The organism is Fibrobacter succinogenes, from assembly GCF_902779965.1.
In the GTDB taxonomy this organism is placed as follows: Bacteria; Fibrobacterota; Fibrobacteria; order Fibrobacterales; family Fibrobacteraceae; genus Fibrobacter; species Fibrobacter succinogenes_F.
The window spans coordinates 56,220-80,581 of sequence record NZ_CACZDK010000005.1 but is presented as its reverse complement, the minus strand read 5'-3'; the positions used below and the strand labels follow the sequence as shown (position 1 = coordinate 80,581).

Here is a 24,362-nt window from a genome sequence, read left to right as displayed (position 1 = left end):
AATATCACCCTTCCAGTCTTTTTTTTCGTTCTTCCCAATCGGGCATAAATATTGCCAACTGCTGATAGAACTTTTGAGAATGGTTTGGGTAAAGAAAATGCGTAAATTCGTGCGTTACCACATATTCTATGCACGAAACAGGCATTTCTATTAAGGCTGTGTTGAAGGTGACAAATCCTTTTTTCGGAGAACAGGAGCCCCAACGGGAAACCATTTCTCGCATCTGAATTTCAGGGAATGCGACTCCATACTTTTTTACTTTGGGGTAAACCTTTTGGCAAATGGATGTTACTTCGTCTTTGCATTTTTCTCGAAGCCAAGTTTCAAGGACTCTTTTTTTTAGTTCGGAGTCATTCACATCTTTAACATACAATGTCACATAGATTCCATCGGATTCTATTTTATTTCGTGTTGCGTAACGAACTTTTAGCCGCAAATTTCTGCCGAAAAGATTGACAGTCTCTCCATCTACAAACTGATGTTCCGAAGCATCTAGCCGATTTTTATCCTTAAATTTCTTAATGGCACGCAATATGTATGCTGACTTTTCTCTGACAAATGCATCGACCGTTTTTGCAGGAACATCTTTCGGAGCGGACACATAGACGCTTTGGTCGGCCTTGATTCTCAGATTTATATTCTTGACCGGCTTTCGTTCTAGCGTGTAGCTAATTGCATTGTCGTCAACATCAACAGTGCGGAGCATTAAAATCTCCTTATGGCGACATTGAGGACGCTTTCTAGGATTTTATCAACATCGTCTAAATCTACGGCGATTCCTTGCTTACATTCCATTTCGTAGAAAAGGTCATCAATGTCTTGTCGAATGCGATTGTGAATGTCGATATTGTTTTTCCAGTCGACCGTGTCGTGTCTTCGAATAATTGCCGTTATAGAAAGCGCAATGTTTGCAACAATTTCCGATTCCAGCTTATAACTATCGGACAGAATCGGATCAATTACGCCGTAGAACGCCTGCGCGTCCAAATCACCCGCAATCTTTTCCGGGAACTTCTGCTTTGTATCGCCCTTACGGAAATCGCCCATCACTTCAAACATCTGCTTTAGATATTCTTTTTCCGAAAGGATCTTGTTCTTGAACTCTTCCAGAACAGCGTTAATCCTCTTGGAAAAACTGTCATAGAATGCAGGGTCTTCATCGCGGTTTAATTTGATACGCTTTGTAAGGTGCGACACGATGGCATCTGCTTTTGACCTATCTGATGGCAGTTTTTCGATGACCTTGTCAAAGTCGCTGATATTCATAATATCAATCGGTTCATAAATCTGCTGCACATCTTTCACGGACATATAGGTGTCCAATAGATTTTGCATTTGGCGTTCGTATTCCGAATTGTCTAATGCATCGGCATAGCGAATCTTCACGCTGCGACGAATCTTCGAGAAAAAGACGAAGGTGTCGCGGAACATCTCAATTTCCTTGCGATCAAATGCGGCAAAGGCTTTCTCGGAATTCATCACCATCGTGAATGCACGACCGAATACACAAAGCGCATCGTAGAATTTGCCTCTAGCATCCATATCAGCCAAGAAAATTTCAATTTCTTCGGGGTCTTTACGATTCTTTATCGGAGCAAAAATATCCCACAGCTGCGAATATGTTTCGCGGAGTCTCGCCACGCACGCCATAACATCAACGACGACGCCTTTGATGTCCGCTGAATCATAATTTTCGAGTCCGGCGCCGCTATACACTTCCATCGCGGAATCCAGCTTGCGAATAAGTCCGCGATAATCTACAATCAGGCCAAAATCCTTGCCTTCGTAAAGACGGTTTGTACGTGCAATCGCTTGTAACAGCCCGTGATCCTTGAGTTCCTTGTCTATGTAAAGAACTTGCGTTCTCGGCGCATCATAGCCCGTGAGCAACTTGCTGCAGACAATCAAAATATCGATTTCACCATCGTAGAATTGGCTCTTCAAGGTGTCTTCGTAATCGTCAGCGTTGCCGTACTGCTTCATCATCTTGTTCCAGAACTTTACGACAAGATCATCGGAACTTTCATCAATATCATCGTAGCCTTCGCGCATATCCGGAGCCGAAATCACAACTTCGGTCCTTATGTCGCAAAGCGTGTCGAATATCAGCTTGTAGCGCACTGCATCACGTTTGAAGTTGCAAGCAAGCATCGCTTTGAATCCCGATTCCTTGTAGCCGTCCATAAAATGCTGATAGATGTCGATTGCCACGCGACGTATGCGAGAATCGCTAGAGGTCAGTTTTTGAATGCTACTCCATTTCGTTTTCAGTTCAGCAATTTGCGCCTTGTTTAGCTTTTTTGTGACCATCTGGAACCACAAATCGATATTTTCTTCATCGACTTTTTGGTCCACAAAGCGGCCTTCATAAATCAGCGGGACAATCGCCTTGTCTTCAACACCATCTTTGATGGTGTATTTGTGAATCAGCTTTCCGAAACGCTTTAATGTGCTTTTTTCATTCTTCAAAAGCGGAGTCCCCGTAAAGCCGATATAGCAGGCATTTGGAAAAACTGTACGCATCTTGGTCGCTAGCGAGCCGTAGTTCGAACGGTGGCTTTCATCGACAAGGACAAAGATGTCTCTAGAATTATTCTTAACACCTTGATTATCGACAGTATTGAACTTGTTAATAATCGAAGTGATGATATCAACTTTGCCCTCATTAATAAGGTCGCAAAGGTTCTTTCCACTAGTGGCTCGCACTGGAGTCATTCGCGTATGCGAGAAAGTCTTTGCAATCTGCTTGTCGAGTTCCTTACGGTCCGTAACAACAATGACTTTCGGGTTCACGGAACTCAATTCTTCGAGAATGTACTTGGAAACCATCACCATGGTAAGCGACTTTCCTGAACCTTGCGTATGCCAAATAACGCCGCTCTGACGGTTGCCTGCGGAGTCATTCTCTGCAATGGTCTTCATAATCGCCTCAACCGCAAAGAACTGCTGGTAACGGCAAATCTTCTTGATGTTGGCATCGTAAACGACGAAATATTTGGCGAACTTGCGCAGGCGTTCTTTTTCGAACAGCGAAATCAAAGTCTTGTCCTGTTCCGTCGGGACACGTCCCGCAACAATCTGATCAACAAGATTCGTTTGCCATTCCGTATCCTGCTCGCGCCATACGTTCCAGAATTTCTTGCCCGTACCTACGGTGGCGTATTTGACCGCATTCTTGTTGGTCGCAACGACCATCTGCACATACTTGAAAAGTTGCGGAATATATTCTGGGAGCTGGTTACGGATGTTCTGCTCGACAGCTTGCATTTCAGAAATATGCGGAGCTTTGCATTCGATAACCGCAAAAGGGATTCCGTTCACGAACACGACGATGTCGGGGCGGGCATTTTTCTGTTTATCCCAACTGTTGCAAGAGAATTCTTCCGTTACATGGAAAACATTGTTTTCAAAATTATCCCAATCAATATAGTTCAGGTTGAAACTTTTGGAAGTCCCGTCAATCAGTTTTTCTTGGTAACTCTTGCCGAGCATCAAGGCGTCGTAAATTCGTTCGCTAGTTTTTACAAGCCCTTCGGTCAAGGGTACATCCAGTTCTGCAATAGCCCTCTCGATATTCTCGGCGGAGAACTTATAGGCGATGCCATTATATTCAAACTGGTTTATTCTCTGGAGCTGCTTGCGGAGGATATCCTTGAGCAACACATTGTATTGCGTACCGCGTTCCTGGGTGGCCTCTTCGGGCGAAATGTAGGTATAGCCTAGCTTCGCCAACACTTCGATGGCGGGGTACTTGCTCGCATTATCTTCAAGCATCAAGTCTGATTGATTTGTAAAACTCATAGATTACCTCACGCCTTGTACTGTGCCATTTTTTCATGGAGTTCCAAGAAGTAGTCAAAATCACTGCGGAAAAGCTTATCCTGCACGATGCGGTATTTTTCCCATTCCGTTATCGCATGGGCTTGCGCCACTTCCATCGAAATTTTCCCAGCGTTGGTCAAAAGTTCATGTTCGGTTGCCATCAAAATGCGGTCCAGATGTTTAGCCCAATCTTCCATAGTCATGGGAATATGCCTATTCGCTTGCATTTCCGCAAAATCCAAATAACCCGAAACAATCAGTTCAAGCGCACTCAACTCTTCTTTGTCCAGGTAATTCTTCGCCACAATCACATCGGACTTCATAATTTTACCCTTGGGTGATGCCGCCCAAGTCTTCAAGCCCATGTGTTCCTTTTTGCTATCGGCACGTTCGGCAATCAGTTCGGCTGCAGTATGTCCATGAATCGCCCAGTGCAACTTGTTTTGGACTTTTTTGAAGAAATCCTGTGTAATTTTTGCCGAAGGGTCATAATCCAATGCCGTAGAATAGATATCCGTCACCTTCTGATAGAATCGACGCTCCGAAACGCGAATTTCACGAATTGCCTCTAACTGTTTCTCAAAATAATCTTCGGTCAAGATGGTCCCGAAATTCTTGAGGCGTTCCTTGTCCATCACCCAACCCTGGATGGTGTAATCCTTGACGATTTGTCCCGCCCACTTGCGGAACTGCACTGCACGTTCATTATTGACCTTGAACCCAACTGCAATAATCATCTGGAGGTTGTAATGCAATACATCACGGGATACTTGCCGCGAACCCTCGGTTTGAACTATCCGGAAATTCCGGATAGTTGGATCTTCTGGCAATTCTCCATCACTCAAAATCTTGGAAATATGTTCGTTTATCGTTCGAACATCAACCCCGTACAATTCCGCCATCATCTTCTGCGTCAGCCAAACATTTTCGTTTTCATAACGCATCTCTACGCTCTGCTCGGAACCGCCAACAGCAGAGACATAAGTCAAATACTCCGCAGCCGAGCTGCGAATGGAGACTGGGGTTATCTTTCGGGACTTTGACATAAAATCACCTTCGTTCTACTTTTATTGCACTCTCACAAGGCCGGTGAGCAGTAGCTGCATTAGGGACTTTTTCTTGAGTTTTTCCTGTTCCAAGTCCTTTTGCAAAAGGGAAATTTCTTCATCTGCCGCAGAAAGGACTTTGGCAATCGCCTCTTGTTCAGGGAGAGAGGGAAGGAGAATTTTACTTTCAAGGAAACGATCTTGACCTAAAGTTCTATTTCTTCCTGCACCACCAGGAGATGCGGCATCTAAGATATATGTTCCCTTTTTTGTTAAAAAATAATACACAGCATAATCAACATCAATAAGATTATCGATAGGCTTAAACATCGGAAACCTATGAGATGCGATAAATCCTTTTTCTTTTTCAGTTGTTTTTGCAACAGCCTGTTCCCATGCAAAAACTATATTCAGAATAAAGCAATTTGGCTCAATCCAAAACACAGATTTATTTCCAAGTTCTTTTCCGGTAACAGGTTCTTTATAAAACAGACCTTTCCCGTGCGAATAAATACCTATTTGTGTATATTGATTTTCTTTATTCACAACAACAGGATTATCAACTTTTTTTATTACGGAATTGATTTTGGTAATTTCCCATTTTTTCTTATCAATGGTTACGCCATTCAATTTGAAGGGCTTCTTGAAATCATCGCCCAACAATACGCTCATCAAATATTTCTTTTGACACTGCTTTTCGGCAATCAACTTTTCCTTCAGCTCAATTACCCTATCTTGCGTCGCCAAAATCTCCGCAATCTTCTTCTGCTCCGAAAGAGGCGGGAAAATGACAATTCCACTTAAAGAGTTTTCGTCACTAATTTTCATATCGTGTTTCGCACCGATATTAACAATTGGATGCAAATAATCATTCAAATTCTTATCAGACTCGAAATAATACTGAACAAAAATCGGATTTACATTATTTTTACAATTAAAAATTGCATATAACGTCGAAACTATCCCTGTTTTTCCCGTTTTATTTGTTTTTATGATGCCATACGGGTTTGCTTTCAATGGACTTTTGGTATACACAACGTCGTTGGGTTTAACAACTCCATACGGAGCTACAGACACACCTGCATAAGAGCGTCCAAGTAACTCAATCTGATTAACTATTCCCAGTTCGCCAGAAATAGAAAAAACATCTTCTTTTGAATACTTCAACTCGGTATTCTTTTCCTTGGATACGCTCAAATAATGCGAAAGTTTGAGTTCATCCCATTCCTTCGGAACAATTCCAACTTTAGTCCTTTTATACCCAGCCGGAACACGCCCCGCCTGCACAGCCTTAATTCTTTTTTCAATCTCTGGAGTCATACACTCTACCCATTCTGTTTTCTAATAATATTGATTTTTGTATTATGTTTTCTTCCACCAAAAGAAAAAACACATATCAAGGCAAACATGCTCAATGCATAAAGAAATTTCCCCAAAAACAACGCAGCAATCAAGATTATCAAGCAAATCATAATATGACTACGCATAAGATTGAGTTCTGTTATCATCGACTGAAATTTGGCATTACTCTGACTTATTTCAGAAATCTTTGCATCGTATTTTTCACGTGGCCAGATTTTTAGAATGACATATAGAGGTTCAATGATTATTGAGCCAAGCCTATTTATAATAAAACCTATTTCAAACATTGCTGCAATTGCAACTACCGAAATAATTCCGGTCCAATTCGAGATTATTTCACTGTATTTTTTTGTTGCATCTAAATCAATGGCGTCAATAAAGAACGGGATCGTAAATATAACGAACACACATCCAACGAAGAACATATTCACTATGTTGTAGAAAGGTATTTTTTCTTTCATCGTCTAATCCTTGCTGCATTATGGGTTAAAAAGGATCCTTTATAAAAACCTAAATAATAATTATCTGCTCGACAATTGGTCAAAAAAGATAAATCATATGGATATTCTAATTCAGAAAAATAAACATGTACCAGACCATCAACACAATTGAATGTGATGTCTTTTGCCGTATTCTGTGTAATAGTATTGTATCCCCTATAATAGTTAAGATGTTCCGATGGAGCCTCTCCTATTATAATAATTTGAGGATTAAGTTTCTTTAAAATTTCTTCAGGAACTTTGCCCGAGTCTCTCCCATGATGTGGAGCAAAGAGAATGTCTACTTGTGGCCACGCAACACAATTCTTTATCTTTTCTTGAAAATCTTTCTCCATATCTCCCATCCATATCACTTTAACCCCATTAGCAACTTCATAAGTAAAAATAGGAGAAATATTATTGAAAGCGACTCCTTGTGCAGCTTGTTTTAAGGCCTCATTATAATCGGCATTGTTCAAATCAGGCCACAAAAAGTTAATCCCAGATGAGCCGTAGTTTTGGCCGTCATTTTCATCATTAGCATTCATCCATTTACGAGAACAACCTTTATGGACATAAAAATAAACATCACGATTGTCTCTAAAAGCACAATAATAATTAAAATCACCTGTAGGTTCGTTTTTCGTCGCTCTATTCGCAACGCAATAAAAATTTCGAATATCTAGTATGCTGTTCAAGTACTTCAAACCATGAATATGGTCTTCGTCAGGATGCGTTGAAATAAATCGGGTGATGTCTTTGCCTTTGCGTTCGCACTCAATTTCTTCAATAATAGCGTCTGCATTATCATCACCTAGACAACAATCTATAATGGAAAAATTGCTACTACCATGTTTTATATAAAACATGTCACCTTCGCCAACAGAAAAAGATTTAATTATAGACATTTTATCCTCCAATCCTCTTTGTATCCTTTTTCAATCTCTGGATTTATTTTGCACCCTTTCTTTCATCCTGCTTTTGTGCAGATATTGCAGAAATATCTTGAAGCAAAGCTTCTTCATCATGTCTAGCGATATACCATTTTTCCATAAGTAGCTCAATCAATTTCCCAAGTTTTTCTGCTTCACCTTCATCGATGTCAATAATCATATTGACATCGTTTTCCATATGGGCCCCAATATTCCCTATTTTCCTTAATCCATCTATGGCATTCCATTGTGCAACAGAAACCTTTCCATTCAGTTCTTTTATGGCATCAGCAAGTTTGTTTTTCGCAATACCCCAAAAGTCCCGAACCATTCCCTGCAAGCAACGTCTGTATAATGTTGCAGCCGCTTTAGGACTGTCGTTTAAAATGCAAGTGGCCTCCTCGTAGTCATTACGAATTTGCTGAGGAATATAGTCTGGAAATTGTCGAATCACTTTCTTGGGGATGATATCGCAAACACGTTTTTGCATACGAAAATCCATTGCCAGAACAGTTATCCTACGACAATCCAAATTTGAGCATCTTATGCTGCATATTTGTAGTTCAGTTTCACTTTCATACCCATTTCGTATTGGTTGACCATATTCATCATAAAAACCAGTTGAATTTTTCACAAATGAGGCGCCATTTATTGCTTGTTGCCTCCTGCAAAACGGACATGTATAAATTCTTTTGCCATAATCAAACTGAATCATTTTTCGCCTCATGTTTAAAAATATTTATTAATGAATCTATTTCCCTTTTAAGGTTTCCCAAAACTTCTTTCAATGAATCATCATCTAAAGAACAAATGTAATCACAAAATTCCATTTTCTTGAATTCAGGAATATCTTTTGGTTCTCCATAATCGCCATAAATGGTTTTATGATTATAAAAGCCCGTAAGGTCTATCGAGTCTAAAACCAAAGCATTCTCAATTCCTTTTTTCATCCCCTTTGAATTCGGATAAGTCGGGAGCGCTCTTGTATAAACATTATTCTTTTCTGTCGATGGTTTCTTTGTATCACAATCATACAACAAAACACTTTTTACACTTAATCTACTCGATATTAAAAAATCACATGCCTGATCCAGCGCTTTACATCCTGTATATCGTTCATCCCCTTTATCATCTATATACCCAATCCATTTGAATTGGAACGGAACATCCTTATATCCAAAAACGGCTAATGCCTTGTTGAAATACTTTTCATCCGTTCTACCTTCAAGATAAACACAGGGCTGATCCGCATCATACTGGTGCTCAGTAAAGTCGCTGATAGAAAAAGCGTCTTCTATCACCTTTGTTGAAGAACAGTCGTAATACTCAGGTTTTTCATCAATACCGATTTTTCCTTCTGCATCACGTTTCAGGACAATTACCTTGTCATTCTTACGATTTTCATTATGAATAACAAAGGGAGAATGCGTTACAGCAAAAATTTGAGAAGTCTGAACCCCTTCAACGTTTGTGAAAATACCCTTGTAATAATCCATTATTTTCTTTTGCCATATAGGATGCAAACTAATTTCGGGTTCATCAATAAAGACAATTGCCCCGTTCATAGATTCTTTATCTTTAAGCAAAAAACATCCACGGTACACAATCTGCTTTTCACCAGAACTCAATTGATCAATCGTTATTTCTTTTCCATATTTTTCAAATAGAACATCCTTATGACCGTTTGCATTGTTGACTCGACAATACTTTAAATCGTCAAACATTTTATTAAACGCATTCGTAAAGCGAGTCATTCGTTTTTCAATTGTTAAATCCTTATATGCAATTTCAGGATTAGCTTCCACTTCGCGGGCAATCGCATCATTGTCTAAAGCTTGTATATCAACTAACAATTGCTTGATTTCCGTTGGGAAATTAAAATTTGATCGGACATATCCTTTTGCTGCATCTAAATTTTTACTAGTTACCGATTTAATAACACTCGCACTAAAATTGATATCAACATCCGAAAAAATGGTATTTATGGGTTTATTTTCGTTGTACCGAGAAAGAGAGATTATACCATGGTACCTTGCGCCAGTATCATCGGTGCAATAAACATTTTCTTTTACATGTTGGATATCTACAAAATGACAAACCCCATCGTTTTCCCATTCAATGCGAGACAAACTAAACAAGGTATCATTCAGAATTCCGCTAACAGCGTTTATAATGGTACTCTTACCTGAACCATTTTCCCCCGCTAATAAAATCGTATCAGCAGCTTTACCATCACGCCCACAAAAATCTAGACTCAAATTGCCCAGCACAGGATGTTCCCAAAACTGTATTTTTCGAATTTTTATCATATCACTTACTCCTTACCATTTTCACGACTCCACGAAATTGGTCTACTTCCCTATCCTCTTTGTTCCATTTTCAATCAAAATCGGCTTTTGTAAATCAAGTGATAGAATAGTTCCTAGTTGACTTTCTGCTGTTTCACGTAATTTTACAAGTCGTTCTGATTGCGGCACCCCTTCCTTTATCAAAATGGCATTGTAACTTTCAAGGTTCGCCAAAACCAAAAGATGCGGAATATCGGCATAGTCCCTAATATTCCCTTTTTTATCCGGATTTTCATCCCGCCATTCCTTGGCGGTTTCTCCAAAAAGAGCCACGTTCAACAAATCAGCTTCATCGGCATAAACAAAACTCTTCTGCATCGAGGTCAACTGCGGCAAAATGAGTTTTCCCTTAATCGCATCAGTATGAATCCTGTAATTTAGCTTGGAAATTTCCCTATTCAGGTTCCAATTTAGGGACAGGCGGCTGTTTTCATCTGATTTAAGACGTCGATAATCCTTGACAATATACAGTTTGAATTCAGGAGATATCCATGAAGCAAATTCCATGGCAATATCGCTATGCGCAAAAATACCGCCACCGTATCTGCCAGACTTCGAGACAATGCCCACCGCCCCCATCTCATCGGTCCACTTCTTTATAGAGAACGTAAAAGCGTTACTACCGGCATCTTTTTTAAACGTATCGAATTCGCTACGTTTAAAATCCGTGTTATGAAGGGCTTCCCACAACCCCAAAAAATCCACCACATCCCTATTTCTAAGCCAACTATGAATCGTAATTCTTGGGTCAGAACTTCTAAAACGAGCAATATCCGTCAGGGAGATATACTCATTTTCGAAATCTGCGGTATAGATACCAATATCAATCCCTAAGGCATGAATCGTCTCTTTTTTCGCTTGAATCATCTTTTTTACCATACCACGCTCCTATTTCTGCCTTATTATGATATCTCAACATCATTTTCGTGGCTTCACGAAAATGATAATTGTTGTATTTACAGTCCGAGTTCCTTCATATATTTAGCCATCTGCTTCTGGACCTTCGAGAGTTCTTCTTCGATGTTCTTGATATTCGTCTTGACATCGTCAATATCCACCAACGCTTCTTCTTCGAAGGTATCAACATAGCGCGGAATATTCAGGTTGTAGTCGTTTTCCTTGATTTCGTCGAGTGTAGCCACGTAGCTGTACTTTTCTTCGCCGCCGTAACTCGGGTCGGCAAGATAAGTCTTGTAGGTATCGACAATTTTCGACACGTCCTGTTCGCGCAAAATGTTCTGGTTCTTGCCCTTTTCGTAATGCTCGTCACCGCTTGCGTCCACAAAGAGAACGTGATTATTGGCTCCGCGGTTCTTGCGGAAAATGAGAATACAGGCGGGAATGCCGGCGCCATAGAACAGGTTTGCCGGAAGCCCGATAACCGCATCCAGGAAGTTGAATTTTTCGATAATCGTCTGGCGAATCTTGCCTTCGCTTGCACCACGGAACAGCACGCCATGCGGAAGCACAATGCCCATACGGCCCGTCGCGTCATCGAGGCTATGGAGGAAATGCATCACGAAGGCGTAATCACCCTTGGATGTCGGCGGAACGCCCCAGTCAAAGCGATGGAACGTGTCCAGGTCGGCCGACATCTTCGCTTTTTTGTCATTTTCAGCAACATCGCCCAAGAAGCCGCTATCCCATTTGTCCAAGGAGAAGGGCGGATTGGCCACGATGCACTGAAATTTCATCAGCTGGTCGTTCTCGATGTTGCCCGGGTTCGAGAGCGTATCGCCCTGCCAAATCACGGCATCGTCAACACCATGCAGGAACATGTTCATGCGGCAAAGTGCCCATGTCTGCATGTTCTGTTCCTGGCCATAAATACGCGCCTTGCGATTCTTGATTTGCGCAAAAGCCTTGAGCAGCAAGCCGCCGCTTCCGCAAGTTCCGTCGTAAATACGGTCGTTTTCCTTGGGCTTCACCAAGCGTGCGACAAGTTCAGAAACCTTGTTCGGCGTGTAAAATTCGCCACCCTTCTTGCCCGCATCCGATGCGAAGTTCGCAATCATGTATTCGTAGGCATCGCCGATGATGTCGGCATTGTCCAGCTGCGACGGGCGCAGGTCGAGATCCTTGAAATCTTCCAGCAGGTTCTTGAGGGTCGCGTTCTTTTCCTTGGGCTCGCCAAAATCAACCGTGGAGTTAAAGTCGATGGCGCGAAACACATCGTGCAACTTGGCACTGTTGTTGTTTTCGATTGCCGCCAATGCCACGTTAATTTTCTGACCAATTTGGTTGTCGTTCCTCTTTTCGTAGAGGTAATCGAACGTGGAGGTTTCGTCCATCACGAAACGCTCGCGGCTCATGGCACGTTCCACGCGCTGCTTGTCGCCCTTGTACTGCTTTTCGTACTTTTCGCGGGTTTCCTTATACACATCGCTCAGGTATTTTACGAAGAGCATCGAAAGGATGTAGTCCTTGTAGCGCGAACTATCGATTTTGCCGCGAAAACTGTCGCAAGCGCTCCAGAGAGCCTTTTCAATATTCTGTTTTGTCGTCATCTTTATTTTCCTTTATTTAAATTTTTGTATGCCACTTGGAGGGCGATTCGGGTTTGTTCGGCTTTGGCTTTTGCGAGTTCTGAAAGCAGAGTCTGTTCCTTTTCTGATAGTTTCAAAATCGCGCCGATCAGCCGTTGTTTTTCGAGTGGGATGTCGTCAATTTTCAAGTCGTTGAAGAAGTTGGAACTGATGGTGCCGAATGCGACTGTGCCACTCACATTCTGGTAGATTTGCTTCAGGGTGGATTGCTGACGCAAAATCCACAACACATAGGCGGGATCCGCTTTTGACTTGTCGACGCGGATAATCGCAAAATGGGAGGGAACCACATAGTCGGCGGATTCGTCATTGACCAAAATCGCCGTGTAAGGGGCGCTTAGCCGCACCAGAATGTCATCGCGCTTGGTTAAAAAGTCTGATTTTAGCAATTCCCTTGACATATACGGCTCGGCTAGGCTTACGTCCAAGACGCCTGGTTCCTTGATGCATCGCAGGCTCAACAGACGATATTCTTGGAAAAGGCCTTTTTCGGGTCCTTTTGCCTGTTTTCGGGCTGTAACAAGCCCCGTTCTTACTGTAGAAACATTGCTTAAAAACATAATGTAATGCATTTTTTGTGGATTATGATGCTAATATAGCTTATGTACTGCCTAAAAGCAATAGTTTTTATAAAAATATTTGTTATGGTCGATTTGTGATTTTTTTTGTAAAGAGGCTGATAAATGTTGTTTGCTGCTGACTTGTAAATATTGCCGACGTTTTTTTTGCGAGGTGGGGAATAAATATATCTTTGCTTATATGAATATCCGCTTTCGTTTTTTAGCGACTTTCGCATTATCTCTTTCATTCCTCATCTCCGCTTGTTCCGAGTCTTTTACGGATTCGCGTGACGGGCAGAGCTATGATGTTGTGAAGATTGGTGATTTTACATGGATGGCGGAAAATCTGAATTACGAAACAGAAACGAGTGCTTGTCCGGATGGCGACTCGCGAAATTGCAAACGCTTGGGTCGCCTTTATACGTGGGCAGAGGCAAAAACGGTTTGCCCTGAGGGTTGGCGCCTCCCGACGAAGGCGGATTTCGAGGCGTTGATGATTGCGGCGCCTGGGAATGTCGCGCAGTCTCAAGCTGGCAATTCCGGCGCAGTTCCCAATGCGTCTAATGCAGTTCAGAATAACCATGCGGGCCTAGCATTAAAAGCAAAAGATGGTTGGTTCAAGAAAGGAAACGGCACGGATGAATTCGGATTCAATGCACTCCCGGCGGGGTATCGCGGCGCAATTTCGAAAGCAGATGATGGCTCGATGACTGGCGGTAAATTTGATGGTATTGGCGGTTACGCGTACTTTTGGAGTGCGACTGAAGATGCTGAAAATCCAGAATCGAATGCGTATTATCTGTTCTTGTCGTTCAGCAGCGATGCTGCAAGTTTAAATTCGTTCGCGAAAGAGGACTATCGTTCCGTGCGCTGTGTCCGATAAAGCCCGCGCGGTACCATTTGCAGATACATTCTATATGAGGTCGCGCATACTCCTCGAACCATACGCATTTACAACAAATAATCCATCCTGATATTTCGCATGCTTTCGAACAAGTTTGCTTTTAGCGTGGAGCTTCCTTTCGTTAAGCTCTTGATTTCTTCGCGGATGGTTTTGCGGTGGCTTGCTTTCGAGAATTCGCAGGTACAGGTGAACTTGCGAATGTCCGCGTCTTCGGCGTAGGCGATGATTTCGCTTTCTTCGCAGTAGCAGAGCGGGCGGATAATGCTGCACGGATATTTCTCGTACGGAACCATTGGCGGCATCCCGCTAAACTCGCCTTTGTACAGCATGTTCATCAAAAGCGTTTCGACGATGTCATCCATGTGGTGGCCGAGCGCGATTTTATTGAAGTTGTTTTCGCTTGCGAACTTGATGAGTTCCGTGCGGCGCTGCGTGCTGCACCAATAACAGTTCAGCTTGCGGCCTTCTTTGAGGCGAGCCTCTACGGCCACGTCCTTAAAGTAGAATGGCACTTGCGGGTATTCTTCTGCCATGCGCTGCAAAAATTCGCGAGGAGCTTTGTCTGCAAAATCGCTTTGAATGTGGATGGCGGCGAGTTCGCACTTGGGCCCGAATTTGCCGAGGCGTGCGGCGAGCTCCATCAACAACACGCTTGAATCCTTGCCACCGCTTGTGGCGATGAGCACGCGGTCTCCGTCTTCAATCAGGTTGAAGTCGTGAATGGCTTTCGTGATTTTCTTATTGACTCTCTTGCGTATTTGACTCGACATGATTTACTTTATCCAAAATGTGCGGCGTTTCCTATTGCGCGACAATTCACATTAAAGTTCGCGGCACTTCCTTTTGCAGATTCATTCCCATTAAACTTGGCGCGGTTCCACTTGCGGACACGGTTCCCTTTGCGTACACAATTCTTCAGAATAAAAAAGGCTCTCTCTCGAGAGCCCTTAAATCTTTCCGAACTGCGGTTAGTTGTCCGTCAGGTGCGTCGGCATCAACAAGAACGAGAAGTTCATGTTTTCGCCAACCGGTTCGATGATGCAAGCGCCAAGCGGGTTGTTCATCTTCATGATGACTTCTTCGCTCTTGCACATGCCGAGGATTTCTGCGAGGAACTGGCCGTTGAAACCAATGCAGAAGCTACCTTCGCCGTTGTGCGTGATAGCGAGTGCTTCGCGAGAATCGCCGCCAACATCCGGGTCCGTGGCGCTGAGTTCGAGGATGTTGCCGTCGAACTGCAAGCGGATCTTGCGGGTGCGTGCGTTAGCCATAGAAATCACGCTGCGGATCTTGTTCTGGAATTCCGTCGTGTTGGCCTGTGCGGTGCGTTCGAACTGCGTCGGGATCACGGAGCGGTAGCTCGGATACGGTCCTTCGTACAGCTTAGAAATCACCTGGATAGAACCGGTGTTAAAGAGAATGTGCGTTGCAGATGCACGGACTTCAACAGTGGAATCGCCCTTTGCCATGTGCAGAATATGCTGCAATGCCTTGTGCGGGATGATGACACCGTTCGAAAGTTCTGCGCCTTCCTGGTCGATGGCGGCGCGGCCCAAGCGGTGACCGTCGGTGGCGACCATGGAAATCTTGCCGTCCTTCGCTTCGAGGAACACGCCGTTCAAGCTCAAGCGGGTGGAATCGGTAGAAGTGGCGAACAATGTTTTTTCGGCGAGGAATGCGAGTTCGCTTGCAGCAATGTTGAGCGTTTCACCATTTTCAATTTCCGGGAACGGCGGGAAGTCGTTTGCATCAAAGCCGATGATGCTTGCTTTACCGCGTTCGCTCCACTGGATCTTGACCAAGTAATCTTGGGCGTCAAAAGTAATGTTCGTGATGCTCGGGTCCACGAGGCTCTTCACCTGGTCGAACAACTTGCGTGCGTTGATGACGACTGCGCCATCACGTTCGCCCTGAACTTCCACCTTGACCCTGATACCGAGGTCGAGGTCGGTGGCGCTCACTTCGAGGAAATTGCCTTCGAGGCGGAGCGAAAAGTTGTTGAGAATCTGGATGGTGGACTTGTTCGGAACAGCGCTAATTGCTGCCTGCAGGGCTTCCTGCAAAACATTCTTCTGGATAGTGAACTTCATTAATTAGCCTCTTTGGATGATCATTGTTCCTACGAAAAATACAACGACGATGATTGCGAGGGCCACGATAACTCGTTTATCCAGCGCATTTGCCTTCTTTGGTACGAATTTTTTGACGTTTTGCTTTGCTCTTCTGCGATCGCTACGACTCATAGGAAATTCTCCGTTGTTTTATATCGAAAAATCTACTATTTTAGAGACAGGTCGAATGATATGATAAATGAAAATACTCTAAATAAGCTGAAAAATACGGCTATGGACTGTGCGTCTAACGTACTTTCACGCGTTGAATTGTCGATGGTTGAGTCTAAGCTCAAGGCAAAGTTCCAATTGCTCGGACAACATGTTTATGAGGCTATTCAGGAAGGCCGTCTAGATTCCATCAAGGATGACCCGTCTACGGTCGAGGCCGTGGGCGCTATTTTCGAAATCAAAAAACAGGTCGCCGAACTCGAACAGAAATTGAACAAAGCCGAAGGTTCCAGTGAAAAAGCTTGAGGTGCACATTTATCCGAACAGGGATACCAAGGGACGAGATATAACGTTCTCCGTACGGAAAGCTATTGTTTATTTTGTTCTAACTATTTGCGCAATTATAGGCTTTTTCACTTTCTCGCCGGTTCAGATTGTGGAAAACTTGTCGAACGGCAACTTGATGGATGTCTATCACCAGAATTCTGTGATCAAGGGTGAAATCAAGAAAATCCGCACGGTTGTGGATACAACGATTTTAAAGATTGAAGAGACTCGCATGGTTCGCGATAGTTCCATGAAACTTGGCGGGCTGGGGTTCACTCTTGAAAATGGATCAGAAGACGATGGTTCTCCGAAAAAGAATTTGATTGAAATGAGAACAACGTTACGCAAGACTTTGAATATCTTGGAAAAGGATTCTGCGCTTGCGGCGAGCGTCCCGGTGCTTCATCCGCTCAAGAATCATCACGATATCAAGAGCCGATTCGAAATGGTGTTCGATGCGTTTACCGATCAGGAACTTCCGCACAGAGGTGTTGACTTTTTGGCGGCTGAGGGCGATACGGTTTATGCAACTGGTGGCGGAACCGTCGTAGAAGTTCGCAAGCATCGCGGTTTTGGACTGACCATGAAAATCGAGCACATGGAGCATGTGAAAACGTTCTACGCGCATCTTGGTGAAACGCTTTTAAAGCCTGGCGCAAAAGTGCGTCGTGGCGATCCGATTGCGTTGATTGGCAAGAGCGGCCTCCAGTCGAGTCTTGGCCTGCACTATGAAATCCGCGTGAATGGCGTCCCTGTCAATCCCGAAGATTACTTTATTACAAAGTAATCAATAGTTGTTGGTTATAAATATTCCAGCCAGCCGACTTGTTCAATGGCAAGACAAAAAAGAACCATTAGCAAAGTTTTTTTCATATAGCTTTTTTCGTTGGTCGTAATAACTTTGACAACGAACAACGATGATAAAATAAGGATTGACATTGATATAATCCGAGACAAGGATGCATTGGGTGTTACGAAAAAGCCTGGGTAAATCCCTTTAAGAAATCCCCAAAAAGATTTAATCCAGAAAAATCCTGCAATGCCTACACCTATTGAACCTTCTTTTTTATAGCAGCGTGCGAAAATAAAACATCCGACAAGGCAGAAATATGAAGCGATTGCTATAGAATCCGAAATGCTATGTTCAGGGTAATATACAAGCGTTCCTTTTTGATTGTGGTAGCCGCCTATTGCAGTGATAAAGATCCAGCTGCCAAATACAAGTGTGAAAAAGAACAAGTTAACTAATATATCTACGGGAGTACGTTGGCGAGGCGGTGGTGGCGCATTTTTATATTTTTCATCGACTAAATGTGCAAACAAGCGTGCTTCGGCTAATTCCCGTTCAGACAACGTTCCTTTGTAATTGGATGAAGGCTGGTTGATGTAGAATGTCTCAGACTTTGATTCTTCTGCTTCGTCTTTTTTGACTTGAGTTTCACTGTTTGGTTGTAGTTCGATTTGCGATTTCTCTTTTTTCTTTTCGACGAAGGTTGTTCCTTCTAATTCTTGAATTCTTTTTTCGACAATGTCAATGCGTTCGCGGGAAGGGTCGCGTTTGATGATATCTAAAACTTCATACAGCTCGTCTAGGGGGAGTGTTCGGATTTGCTCCTCGTACGCTTTTAGATAATCTTTGTCTTTGAGATTGACTTCGGTAAGCATATCCATGAAATTACAAAAATTCTAGCCAGTCGACTTGTCTCCCAATGAGCAAGCCCATTGCCGCTTTTCTCTAAGCTCTACCAACTAAAACTTTACTGGATCCTTCCACCTATGGTGTCAGGATGACGTCCCTAAATTCTAAACTCTTCCCACTGCCAACTAAGTTCTAAGTTCTGCCAACTAAGCTCTAGTAACTAGTAACTCAGAACTAGTAACTAAAGCCTCCTACTTCCTATTTCTCTCTACATTTTAACTTCCTACTTGTACTTTCGCTCCGCTCAAGTACCAAATGCTGGTCTCGGTCATGCCAAAACAAGTTTTGTCGCGACTCTCGACCTACGCATTTGTCCTACTTCCTATTTCTCTCTACATTTTAACTTCCTACTTCCTACTTCCTACTTCCTACTTGTTATATTTATGGTCCCCAGGCCTTGCAATGCAGGCGGGCGGTACTTTCCGTCAAGAAACGTTGGAGGCTCGGATACGGTCCATACTTTTGGACTGGTCTTGGGGATATCTATCAAGTTTTGCTTTACCCTTTAGGAGTTTTAATGGCAAATAAGTGTAAGCGCGGAATCTTGATTAGTAAAACGCCGTACGAAAAGCGCATCGCCATCATGGAAGATGGTGAACTCGCAGAATTGGTTGTGGAAGGTGTTTCGTCTAATCGAGTTCTGGGCAATATTTATAAGGGTGTCGTTCAGAAGGTGCTTCCCGCACTCAAGGCGGCATTCATTGACATTGGTCTGGAGAAGGCTGGCTTTTTGCATCAGGAAGACGCCATGGACCGCAACGAATTGTTGCGCCGAGAATATGGTGACGATGATGACGAAGGCGATGCATCTAAGGAAATTTCGATTGATGAAATTCTCCAGGAAGGTCAAGAAATCATGGTGCAGGTGGTCAAGGAACCGATTAGCACTAAGGGTGCCCGTTTGACGACGCACTTGAGCTTTGCTGGTCGTTTCTTGGTTTGCATGCCCGGTACAAATTTCGTCGGTGTGTCCAAGCGTGAACGCGATCCGGTCAAGCGCCGCGAGTTCAAGAAGGTCGTACGCCGCCTCAAGGGTCGCGATGTAGGCTACATTGTCCGCACCAACGGCCTCAACGAATCCGAATTCGAAATCAACAAGCAGATGCGCGAACTCGAAAGCAAATGGGAACAGACGAAGTACAACTTCGAAACCATGCCGCCCGAGACCTGCATCTACGAAGAATCCGATTCCATTGAACAGACTGTTCGCGAATATTTCGGCGAAAACACGGACTACGTGTATATCGACAACCGCGACGAATACTTTGCCCTTCGTGAATATCTGAAGGTTCTCTCTCCAGATAAGCTCGACAAGGTCAAGCTCTGGAGCTCCAGCGAAAGCTTGTTCGAATACTTCAAGATCGAAAACGACTACGCTCGCTCTTTGCAGCGCCAGGTCCCGCTTCCGCGCGGTGGCAACCTCGTCATTGAACAGACCGAAGCTCTCGTGTCCATCGACGTGAACACGGGTCCGAAGGTCCACGGCAAGGACCAGGGCAAGATCATTCTCGAAACGAACCTCGATGCTTGCCACGAAATTGCAAAGCAGCTCCGTCTCCGCGATGTGGGTGGTCTTATCATCATCGACTTCATCGATATGGAAACGGACGAAGACCGCGAAGCCGTCTATCAGGAATTCCGCAAGGCAATCCGCCGCGACAAGGCTCCGATCAGCCCGGCTCCGATTAGCCAGTTCGGCCTCATGGAAGTGACCCGTAAGCGCGTCCGCGTGAACCTCATGACCGAAAAGACCGAATGCTGCCCCGTGTGCAACGGCAGTGGCCGCATTGCCACGCTGGAATCGACGCTTGGCATGATTGACCGCTGGCTTGCACGTGCCCACACCAAGGCCCGTCTCCGCGAAGTAACCCTCGTGGTGAGCGCTCCGGTCGTCGATGTCCTTTGCAAGGACTTGAACCGCATGTTCAACTATCTGGAATACAAGCACAACATCAAGATTTCCCTCGTGGAAGATGAATCGGCTCACGTAAACCAGTTCTGGATGTACGACAAGTCGGGCGAAGACATTACGGATTTGTACAACTTCGCATAAGTTGTCGCTCCCGCACTTCTCGCGATAACGTTTTCGCGTTTAACGTAAAAGAATTCGCCGGCAATCACCGACGGATTCTTTTTTTTGCTCTGTCATTCCCGCGAAGGCGTGGGTCGCTTTTTCCCCTTGTCATTCCCGCCACCGAGCGGGAATCTCCATTATGACATTTATTCTTAAAATTTTAAACAAAAAAGACGCCTGCCGAGCGAGCAGGCGCCTTTAGAGAGAGGGGAAAGCTCTTATTCACGCAAATCGATGGTGAATCCCTTTGTCTTGCCGTGACGCACACCCCAGAGGAAGTCCTGCGTGCGGTCTACGACAGTTCTGGATCCAATCTTGATTTCATACGTAAGTCTTGCAATGTAAACTCCTGTGCCGACGAGCCTTCCTTTCTTGGAACGCATATTCCAGGCGAGGAATATCTTTCCGTCGTTGTCCTTGTCAAGGCAGTTGCCGTTATACGGCTTGTTCACGTTACTGCTGGTATCTATGCAGCTGAATGAACCCGAAGTGCTATTCACGAAAATGCCAAGGCTTGTGAAATACTTTGTCTGATAGCGCAGTTTTGTCTCTTCGGCGAGTTTCTTCGTTATTTTGGCAGTTATGGCTGAATTGCCTTTGGTTATTTCCTTGATATCCTCAAGCGAGATTATTTCGTTGCTGTAGGCGTTCATGAATTCTTTACCAAGATCATATTCCTTATCTACGGCTTTAACACCTTTTTCGACAATGAGATCTGTTAGCTTTTTGCCTTCTTTTTCAATTGCTTTTTGGTTGGCGTTCTTGATGGCGGCTTCAATGTTCGTGACTTCGTCTTTCACTAAGCTTGAAAGGCTCAGGTCGCCAAGGTAATGGCCTTGCGCTCCGTATTCGGTTGCGATTTCCTTTGCTGTTTTGGATTGGTCAGCTGGAACAATCTTCGGAATAGTCGGTGTGGGGCTTGTAATAATTTCTCTAGAAACATCTGATTCGCCAATCGTTACGACTGGAGCGCTTGTGACAACAATCTTCTGCTCGCCGGAGATGCGAACATACGGGTTCGTTACAGGAGTACTTCTGTGGAGAAGGTCCATGTGAACGCCGGGAACCAGCTTGATGGAGTCGCCCATGACCGGGATATTTTCCTTGTCGTTGTTGGAACTTCTAAAGATGAGTCTCCATCTAAATTTCTTTTCTTTGGCAATAATATCTGGGACGATATCTTGTCTTTCAGTAGCTGTTTGCCTGAAGAAATACGTGAAGTACGTTGCGGCAACATCATCTTCGCAATCTAACCCTTCACTGAAAGAAACTAAGAGTACTGTAGAACCGTCATTGCTGTAAGAAATATCTGCAGATGTAATGACTGGGCCAATGGAGTCGGTCACATCGCTTGTAAGGCTGATTGGTGCGTCCTGATATTTCCAGAAAGGTGTAATCTTTCCGCTATAGATGGATTCAGCACCACCTGTGAATGGAACGGCTCCAAAGCCACCGGCGGTAGTGATTATCATGGTGCTGTCATGGGCGCTTGTTTTAATGTCGTTTATATCGAGAATCGTCGGGAACTTTTCGCCAAATTCCAGTTGAACGGAATCCAATTTGACGTAGTTGTTGACTTGAGTGTTCCCATATGGTTTACTGAGCTTTGCATAAACGCTATCGCCACGTCCATCGCCATCCCTGTCGAATATGCAGGCGAAAACGACTTGTGGTACAGGCGGTTCCATGAATGAGATGTTCTTCCAAACTGCTTTTTGCGATTCGTCTGCGCTAGAGACGATAATCTTGATTCCTTGAACTGGTGCGGTTGCCTTGACGTAGAATGTCGCCTTGCCGTTCTTGAGCGTAATTGCCGTGATGGGAGTTCCGTTTTCATCGCAGGGAATTACAGCAGGGTTGTTCGTGATAACATAAACCATGTCGTCAAAAGCAGCTCCATCATCGAGCATAATATTTACAGGGTAACGCGTGTTCACCCATTTGCCGAGTGTATCGACAGTGCCATCGACTTCCGCTCCAAGGGATCTCCATTGATTTTGGTTATCGACGCGGGCATAGACAATGGGGAGTGCTGCGTACTTGTCTATGACAAATGTGATTTCGTCATACTGGGATTCATCTTTCTGCAATGAGAAACGTAATTGATAGGTTCCCGGTGGGAGAGCTCTCTTCGACTTGATTTGTGCCGTATCGATGGTGAACCCGGTGTAGCCCGGCTTGATGACAATGCCGCCAAACCAAACGCCAACGCTATCCAGAGGGACGCCCTCGGCATATGCTCCGCTACCGAACAAGGTAAAGTTAGACGGGGCAGCTACGGTATCTACCGTTGTTGTTCCAGAGAAATCGCAAGAAAGGGCTTGCTTGCTAATGCGCTGGAATATTTCGTAATTGATAAGTCCTGCATCGGACATGTCTTTGGCGAGGATACTTGCTTCGGTCTTCAGGTCGATGGACGTTCTCATCATAAAGTTGGACTGGGTTGTATGGCGTTCGGCATAGAAGATATGGAACGGATAGTTCTTGCCTTCTTGAAGCCCGAGCGTGTCGAGATTCACTGCACCAAAGACTTTTGTATGCTGGCCACCGATATCTACGACGAGACGGTTATTGATGAACACCCACACGTCATCGTCACCGTTGAATTCAAAGTACTGGCCCGGAATGTATTCGAACGTGGCCTGGATTTTCATGGTAAAGCCGTAATTATGTCTCTTGCCTCTTCCCGAAATATTGTCGAAGTAGGGGTTCGGTATTGTCTTTTCGGCATCAAGGTATTCGAAGTCATCGAGGAGGAATAAGCCTCCTTCGGTGCTATTGTCGTCTTTTTGGCCGAGCCAGAGACCGTCATTCTGGAGACTCAATTCAATGGAACGGCAGGTGGCGTTAGTATAGGGAACGCCGTTCTTAGTTGTGATGACTTCTGGCAAGAACCATTGAGCGAGATGTGTTGTAATCTTGCAATCTTCTGGGAAAGGGTCGGCAGGTATGGGTACGCCATTGGGGCCAAGCATTTCTTGAACCATTCCTCTGGTATGGTGTGCGCATCCGCTGGAACCGAAGTCCGCGCTCACGCCATTTGCCGGGTCGCCATTTGAGCCTTCATCGTCGCCATCGCCGTTTGTACCATGGAGCCAGTCAAACATCATTACAGGGAGTGTCTTGGTGGGGCAATCGCCTAAAACGCCCGGGTACTTGGTGTAAATCGTTGTTGCTGCCCCGATATCCTTGCCTGCCTTGACCCAGATGGTGTCTGCTTGGGCAGCGGCTTCATCGAGCGAGAGTAAAGTCGATTGTTCAATTGGCGTTATCTTGATGGAATTATGAATGTCGGTGACGTATTCATAGCCGAGAGTCTGCTTGAAGTAGACTTGGAAAGATCCTTCGGGCGGAGTGACTTTGGCTTCGAACCATCCGCAGAAGTTCTTGATGGTGGTCATCGTATCAGATTTGCCGCCAGCGACATAGAGGATGGCGTTCGTGTTAGTCCAGGGGACAAAGAAGCGGATTGTCTTTTTGGGAGCGTTCTCGTAGGCAGCGGTTACGGATGCGTTTGTTCTAGTATTGTTAATGGTGATATTGATTTTAATAACGTCAGAATTAAGACGTACAGTGACGTTGCCTAATGCTCTGCCGGTGCATCTTTCGTTGCTGTAAAAGTAGATTCTTTGGTTGTTCGTTACGTTTTGCTGCGTGTCAAACGAGCCGTCTGCGTTAGGGGTTAGTGCTATACATGTTGCTCCAACACCATTGCCTATGGTCATGGATAGAGCGTCGTAAGTGTTGGGACGACTTAATATATGAATAGGATATTCTGCAGCCATTGACGGAATGACTGCACATAAGAGTATTAAAAATACACTAAAGATCATGTTTTTACACCGCATCCACGACTCCCTGAATACTGTTATTCCTTATGAAAATACATTTAATATTGTGATTCATATCAATTTTTTTTTATGAATTTGTAAAATAAATTGCGATTACAGCAACGCTTGTGTAGAGAATACTTTGCGAGGG

20 protein-coding genes are annotated in these 24,362 nt (G+C 44.2%); 4 read left to right on the top strand and 16 right to left on the bottom strand.

Annotated features, from left to right (window positions below; translation table 11 throughout):
- Nucleotides 1–4 precede the first annotated feature (4 nt).
- From HUF13_RS03985 to HUF13_RS03935, 11 genes are all read right to left on the bottom strand, one after another.
- The gene (locus HUF13_RS03985; RefSeq protein ID WP_173473919.1) at nucleotides 5–706 is read right to left on the bottom strand and encodes a M48 family metallopeptidase; all 702 of its coding nucleotides are present in this window, start codon (nucleotides 704–706) and stop codon (nucleotides 5–7) included.
- Nucleotides 706–3,801, bottom strand: coding sequence for a type I restriction endonuclease subunit R (locus HUF13_RS03980; protein ID WP_304038791.1), 3,096 nt, complete (start codon nucleotides 3,799–3,801; stop codon nucleotides 706–708). The genes HUF13_RS03985 and HUF13_RS03980 overlap by 1 nt, the downstream gene beginning before the upstream one ends.
- Before the next feature lie 8 nt (nucleotides 3,802–3,809).
- Nucleotides 3,810–4,868 (bottom strand): virulence RhuM family protein, encoded by a 1,059-nt coding sequence (locus HUF13_RS03975; protein ID WP_173473918.1) that lies wholly within the window; start codon nucleotides 4,866–4,868, stop codon nucleotides 3,810–3,812.
- A 21-nt stretch (nucleotides 4,869–4,889) separates the two neighbouring features.
- Nucleotides 4,890–6,188 (bottom strand): restriction endonuclease subunit S, encoded by a 1,299-nt coding sequence (locus HUF13_RS03970; protein WP_173473917.1) that lies wholly within the window; start codon nucleotides 6,186–6,188, stop codon nucleotides 4,890–4,892.
- A 5-nt stretch (nucleotides 6,189–6,193) separates the two neighbouring features.
- Nucleotides 6,194–6,691, bottom strand: a complete 498-nt coding sequence (locus tag HUF13_RS03965; RefSeq protein ID WP_173473916.1) for a hypothetical protein — start codon at nucleotides 6,689–6,691, stop codon at nucleotides 6,194–6,196.
- Complete coding sequence (locus HUF13_RS03960; protein ID WP_173473915.1) at nucleotides 6,688–7,617, bottom strand: MBL fold metallo-hydrolase; 930 nt, start codon at nucleotides 7,615–7,617, stop codon at nucleotides 6,688–6,690. Before HUF13_RS03960 ends, HUF13_RS03965 begins: the two co-directional genes overlap by 4 nt.
- A 43-nt stretch (nucleotides 7,618–7,660) precedes the next feature.
- On the bottom strand, nucleotides 7,661–8,356 hold the full coding sequence (locus HUF13_RS03955) for a DUF4145 domain-containing protein (protein WP_304038790.1): 696 nt from the start codon (nucleotides 8,354–8,356) through the stop codon (nucleotides 7,661–7,663).
- Nucleotides 8,343–9,950: an AAA family ATPase gene (locus HUF13_RS03950; RefSeq protein ID WP_173473914.1), complete on the bottom strand. Its 1,608-nt coding sequence runs from the start codon at nucleotides 9,948–9,950 to the stop codon at nucleotides 8,343–8,345. The genes HUF13_RS03955 and HUF13_RS03950 overlap by 14 nt, the downstream gene beginning before the upstream one ends.
- A gap of 42 nt (nucleotides 9,951–9,992) precedes the next feature.
- Nucleotides 9,993–10,868, bottom strand: a complete 876-nt coding sequence (locus tag HUF13_RS03945; protein WP_254899954.1) for a KilA-N domain-containing protein — start codon at nucleotides 10,866–10,868, stop codon at nucleotides 9,993–9,995.
- A gap of 77 nt (nucleotides 10,869–10,945) precedes the next feature.
- Entirely contained in the window at nucleotides 10,946–12,496 is a 1,551-nt protein-coding gene (locus HUF13_RS03940) for a type I restriction-modification system subunit M (protein ID WP_173473913.1), read from the bottom strand.
- Nucleotides 12,497–12,498: 2 nt separating this feature from the next.
- A complete protein-coding gene (locus HUF13_RS03935) occupies nucleotides 12,499–13,095 on the bottom strand; it encodes a hypothetical protein (RefSeq protein ID WP_173473912.1) in 597 nt (198 codons plus the stop codon).
- A 199-nt stretch (nucleotides 13,096–13,294) separates the two neighbouring features.
- On the opposite strand from HUF13_RS03935, the gene HUF13_RS03930 reads away from it, so the two are divergent.
- Nucleotides 13,295–13,978, top strand: coding sequence for a fibrobacter succinogenes major paralogous domain-containing protein (locus HUF13_RS03930; RefSeq protein WP_173473911.1), 684 nt, complete (start codon nucleotides 13,295–13,297; stop codon nucleotides 13,976–13,978).
- A gap of 68 nt (nucleotides 13,979–14,046) precedes the next feature.
- Here the strand turns inward: HUF13_RS03930 and HUF13_RS03925 are convergent, their stop codons facing one another.
- The 3 genes from HUF13_RS03925 to HUF13_RS03915 form a co-directional block, all read right to left on the bottom strand.
- Complete coding sequence (locus tag HUF13_RS03925; protein ID WP_041260116.1) at nucleotides 14,047–14,769, bottom strand: tRNA 2-thiocytidine biosynthesis TtcA family protein; 723 nt, start codon at nucleotides 14,767–14,769, stop codon at nucleotides 14,047–14,049.
- A 198-nt stretch (nucleotides 14,770–14,967) separates the two neighbouring features.
- The gene (dnaN, locus tag HUF13_RS03920) at nucleotides 14,968–16,089 is read right to left on the bottom strand and encodes a DNA polymerase III subunit beta (protein ID WP_173388856.1); all 1,122 of its coding nucleotides are present in this window, start codon (nucleotides 16,087–16,089) and stop codon (nucleotides 14,968–14,970) included.
- Nucleotides 16,090–16,092: 3 nt separating this feature from the next.
- Complete coding sequence (locus tag HUF13_RS03915) at nucleotides 16,093–16,242, bottom strand: hypothetical protein (protein WP_173473910.1); 150 nt, start codon at nucleotides 16,240–16,242, stop codon at nucleotides 16,093–16,095.
- Between the two features lie 60 nt (nucleotides 16,243–16,302).
- On the opposite strand from HUF13_RS03915, the gene HUF13_RS03910 reads away from it, so the two are divergent.
- Nucleotides 16,303–16,587 carry a hypothetical protein gene (locus HUF13_RS03910; RefSeq protein WP_173473909.1) on the top strand — a complete coding sequence of 95 codons (285 nt, stop codon included), beginning with the start codon at nucleotides 16,303–16,305 and terminating at the stop codon, nucleotides 16,585–16,587.
- Nucleotides 16,574–17,395, top strand: a complete 822-nt coding sequence (locus HUF13_RS03905) for a M23 family metallopeptidase (protein ID WP_173473908.1) — start codon at nucleotides 16,574–16,576, stop codon at nucleotides 17,393–17,395. The genes HUF13_RS03910 and HUF13_RS03905 overlap by 14 nt, the downstream gene beginning before the upstream one ends.
- Before the next feature lie 14 nt (nucleotides 17,396–17,409).
- On the opposite strand, the gene HUF13_RS03900 is transcribed toward HUF13_RS03905, so the two are convergent.
- On the bottom strand, nucleotides 17,410–18,279 hold the full coding sequence (locus HUF13_RS03900) for a hypothetical protein (protein WP_173473907.1): 870 nt from the start codon (nucleotides 18,277–18,279) through the stop codon (nucleotides 17,410–17,412).
- A 545-nt stretch (nucleotides 18,280–18,824) separates the two neighbouring features.
- On the opposite strand from HUF13_RS03900, the gene HUF13_RS03895 reads away from it, so the two are divergent.
- Nucleotides 18,825–20,360, top strand: coding sequence for an Rne/Rng family ribonuclease (locus HUF13_RS03895; protein ID WP_173473906.1), 1,536 nt, complete (start codon nucleotides 18,825–18,827; stop codon nucleotides 20,358–20,360).
- 239 nt (nucleotides 20,361–20,599) lie between these two features.
- Here HUF13_RS03895 and HUF13_RS03890 read toward each other — a convergent pair whose 3' ends face one another.
- Nucleotides 20,600–24,166, bottom strand: coding sequence for a fibro-slime domain-containing protein (locus tag HUF13_RS03890; protein ID WP_304038788.1), 3,567 nt, complete (start codon nucleotides 24,164–24,166; stop codon nucleotides 20,600–20,602).
- Between the last annotated feature and the right edge of the window lie 196 nt (nucleotides 24,167–24,362).

Bases quoted from the DNA above. Each gene is read 5' to 3' on its own strand.
- HUF13_RS03910 (WP_173473909.1), top strand. From the start codon at position 16,303: ATGATAAATGAAAATACTCTAAATAAGCTGAAAAATACGGCTATGGAC.
- HUF13_RS03935 (WP_173473912.1), bottom strand. From the start codon at position 13,095: ATGTTTTTAAGCAATGTTTCTACAGTAAGAACGGGGCTTGTTACAGCC.
- HUF13_RS03980 (WP_304038791.1), bottom strand. From the start codon at position 3,801: ATGAGTTTTACAAATCAATCAGACTTGATGCTTGAAGATAATGCGAGC.
- HUF13_RS03970 (WP_173473917.1), bottom strand. From the start codon at position 6,188: ATGACTCCAGAGATTGAAAAAAGAATTAAGGCTGTGCAGGCGGGGCGT.
- HUF13_RS03925 (WP_041260116.1), bottom strand. From the start codon at position 14,769: ATGTCGAGTCAAATACGCAAGAGAGTCAATAAGAAAATCACGAAAGCC.
- HUF13_RS03960 (WP_173473915.1), bottom strand. From the start codon at position 7,617: ATGTCTATAATTAAATCTTTTTCTGTTGGCGAAGGTGACATGTTTTAT.
- HUF13_RS03975 (WP_173473918.1), bottom strand. From the start codon at position 4,868: ATGTCAAAGTCCCGAAAGATAACCCCAGTCTCCATTCGCAGCTCGGCT.
- HUF13_RS03930 (WP_173473911.1), top strand. From the start codon at position 13,295: ATGAATATCCGCTTTCGTTTTTTAGCGACTTTCGCATTATCTCTTTCA.
- HUF13_RS03945 (WP_254899954.1), bottom strand. From the start codon at position 10,868: ATGGTAAAAAAGATGATTCAAGCGAAAAAAGAGACGATTCATGCCTTA.
- dnaN (WP_173388856.1), bottom strand. From the start codon at position 16,089: ATGAAGTTCACTATCCAGAAGAATGTTTTGCAGGAAGCCCTGCAGGCA.
- HUF13_RS03950 (WP_173473914.1), bottom strand. From the start codon at position 9,950: ATGATAAAAATTCGAAAAATACAGTTTTGGGAACATCCTGTGCTGGGC.
- HUF13_RS03915 (WP_173473910.1), bottom strand. From the start codon at position 16,242: ATGAGTCGTAGCGATCGCAGAAGAGCAAAGCAAAACGTCAAAAAATTC.
- HUF13_RS03955 (WP_304038790.1), bottom strand. From the start codon at position 8,356: ATGATTCAGTTTGATTATGGCAAAAGAATTTATACATGTCCGTTTTGC.
- HUF13_RS03940 (WP_173473913.1), bottom strand. From the start codon at position 12,496: ATGACGACAAAACAGAATATTGAAAAGGCTCTCTGGAGCGCTTGCGAC.
- HUF13_RS03895 (WP_173473906.1), top strand. From the start codon at position 18,825: ATGGCAAATAAGTGTAAGCGCGGAATCTTGATTAGTAAAACGCCGTAC.
- HUF13_RS03900 (WP_173473907.1), bottom strand. From the start codon at position 18,279: ATGGATATGCTTACCGAAGTCAATCTCAAAGACAAAGATTATCTAAAA.
- HUF13_RS03890 (WP_304038788.1), bottom strand. From the start codon at position 24,166: ATGGCTGCAGAATATCCTATTCATATATTAAGTCGTCCCAACACTTAC.
- HUF13_RS03985 (WP_173473919.1), bottom strand. From the start codon at position 706: ATGCTCCGCACTGTTGATGTTGACGACAATGCAATTAGCTACACGCTA.
- HUF13_RS03965 (WP_173473916.1), bottom strand. From the start codon at position 6,691: ATGAAAGAAAAAATACCTTTCTACAACATAGTGAATATGTTCTTCGTT.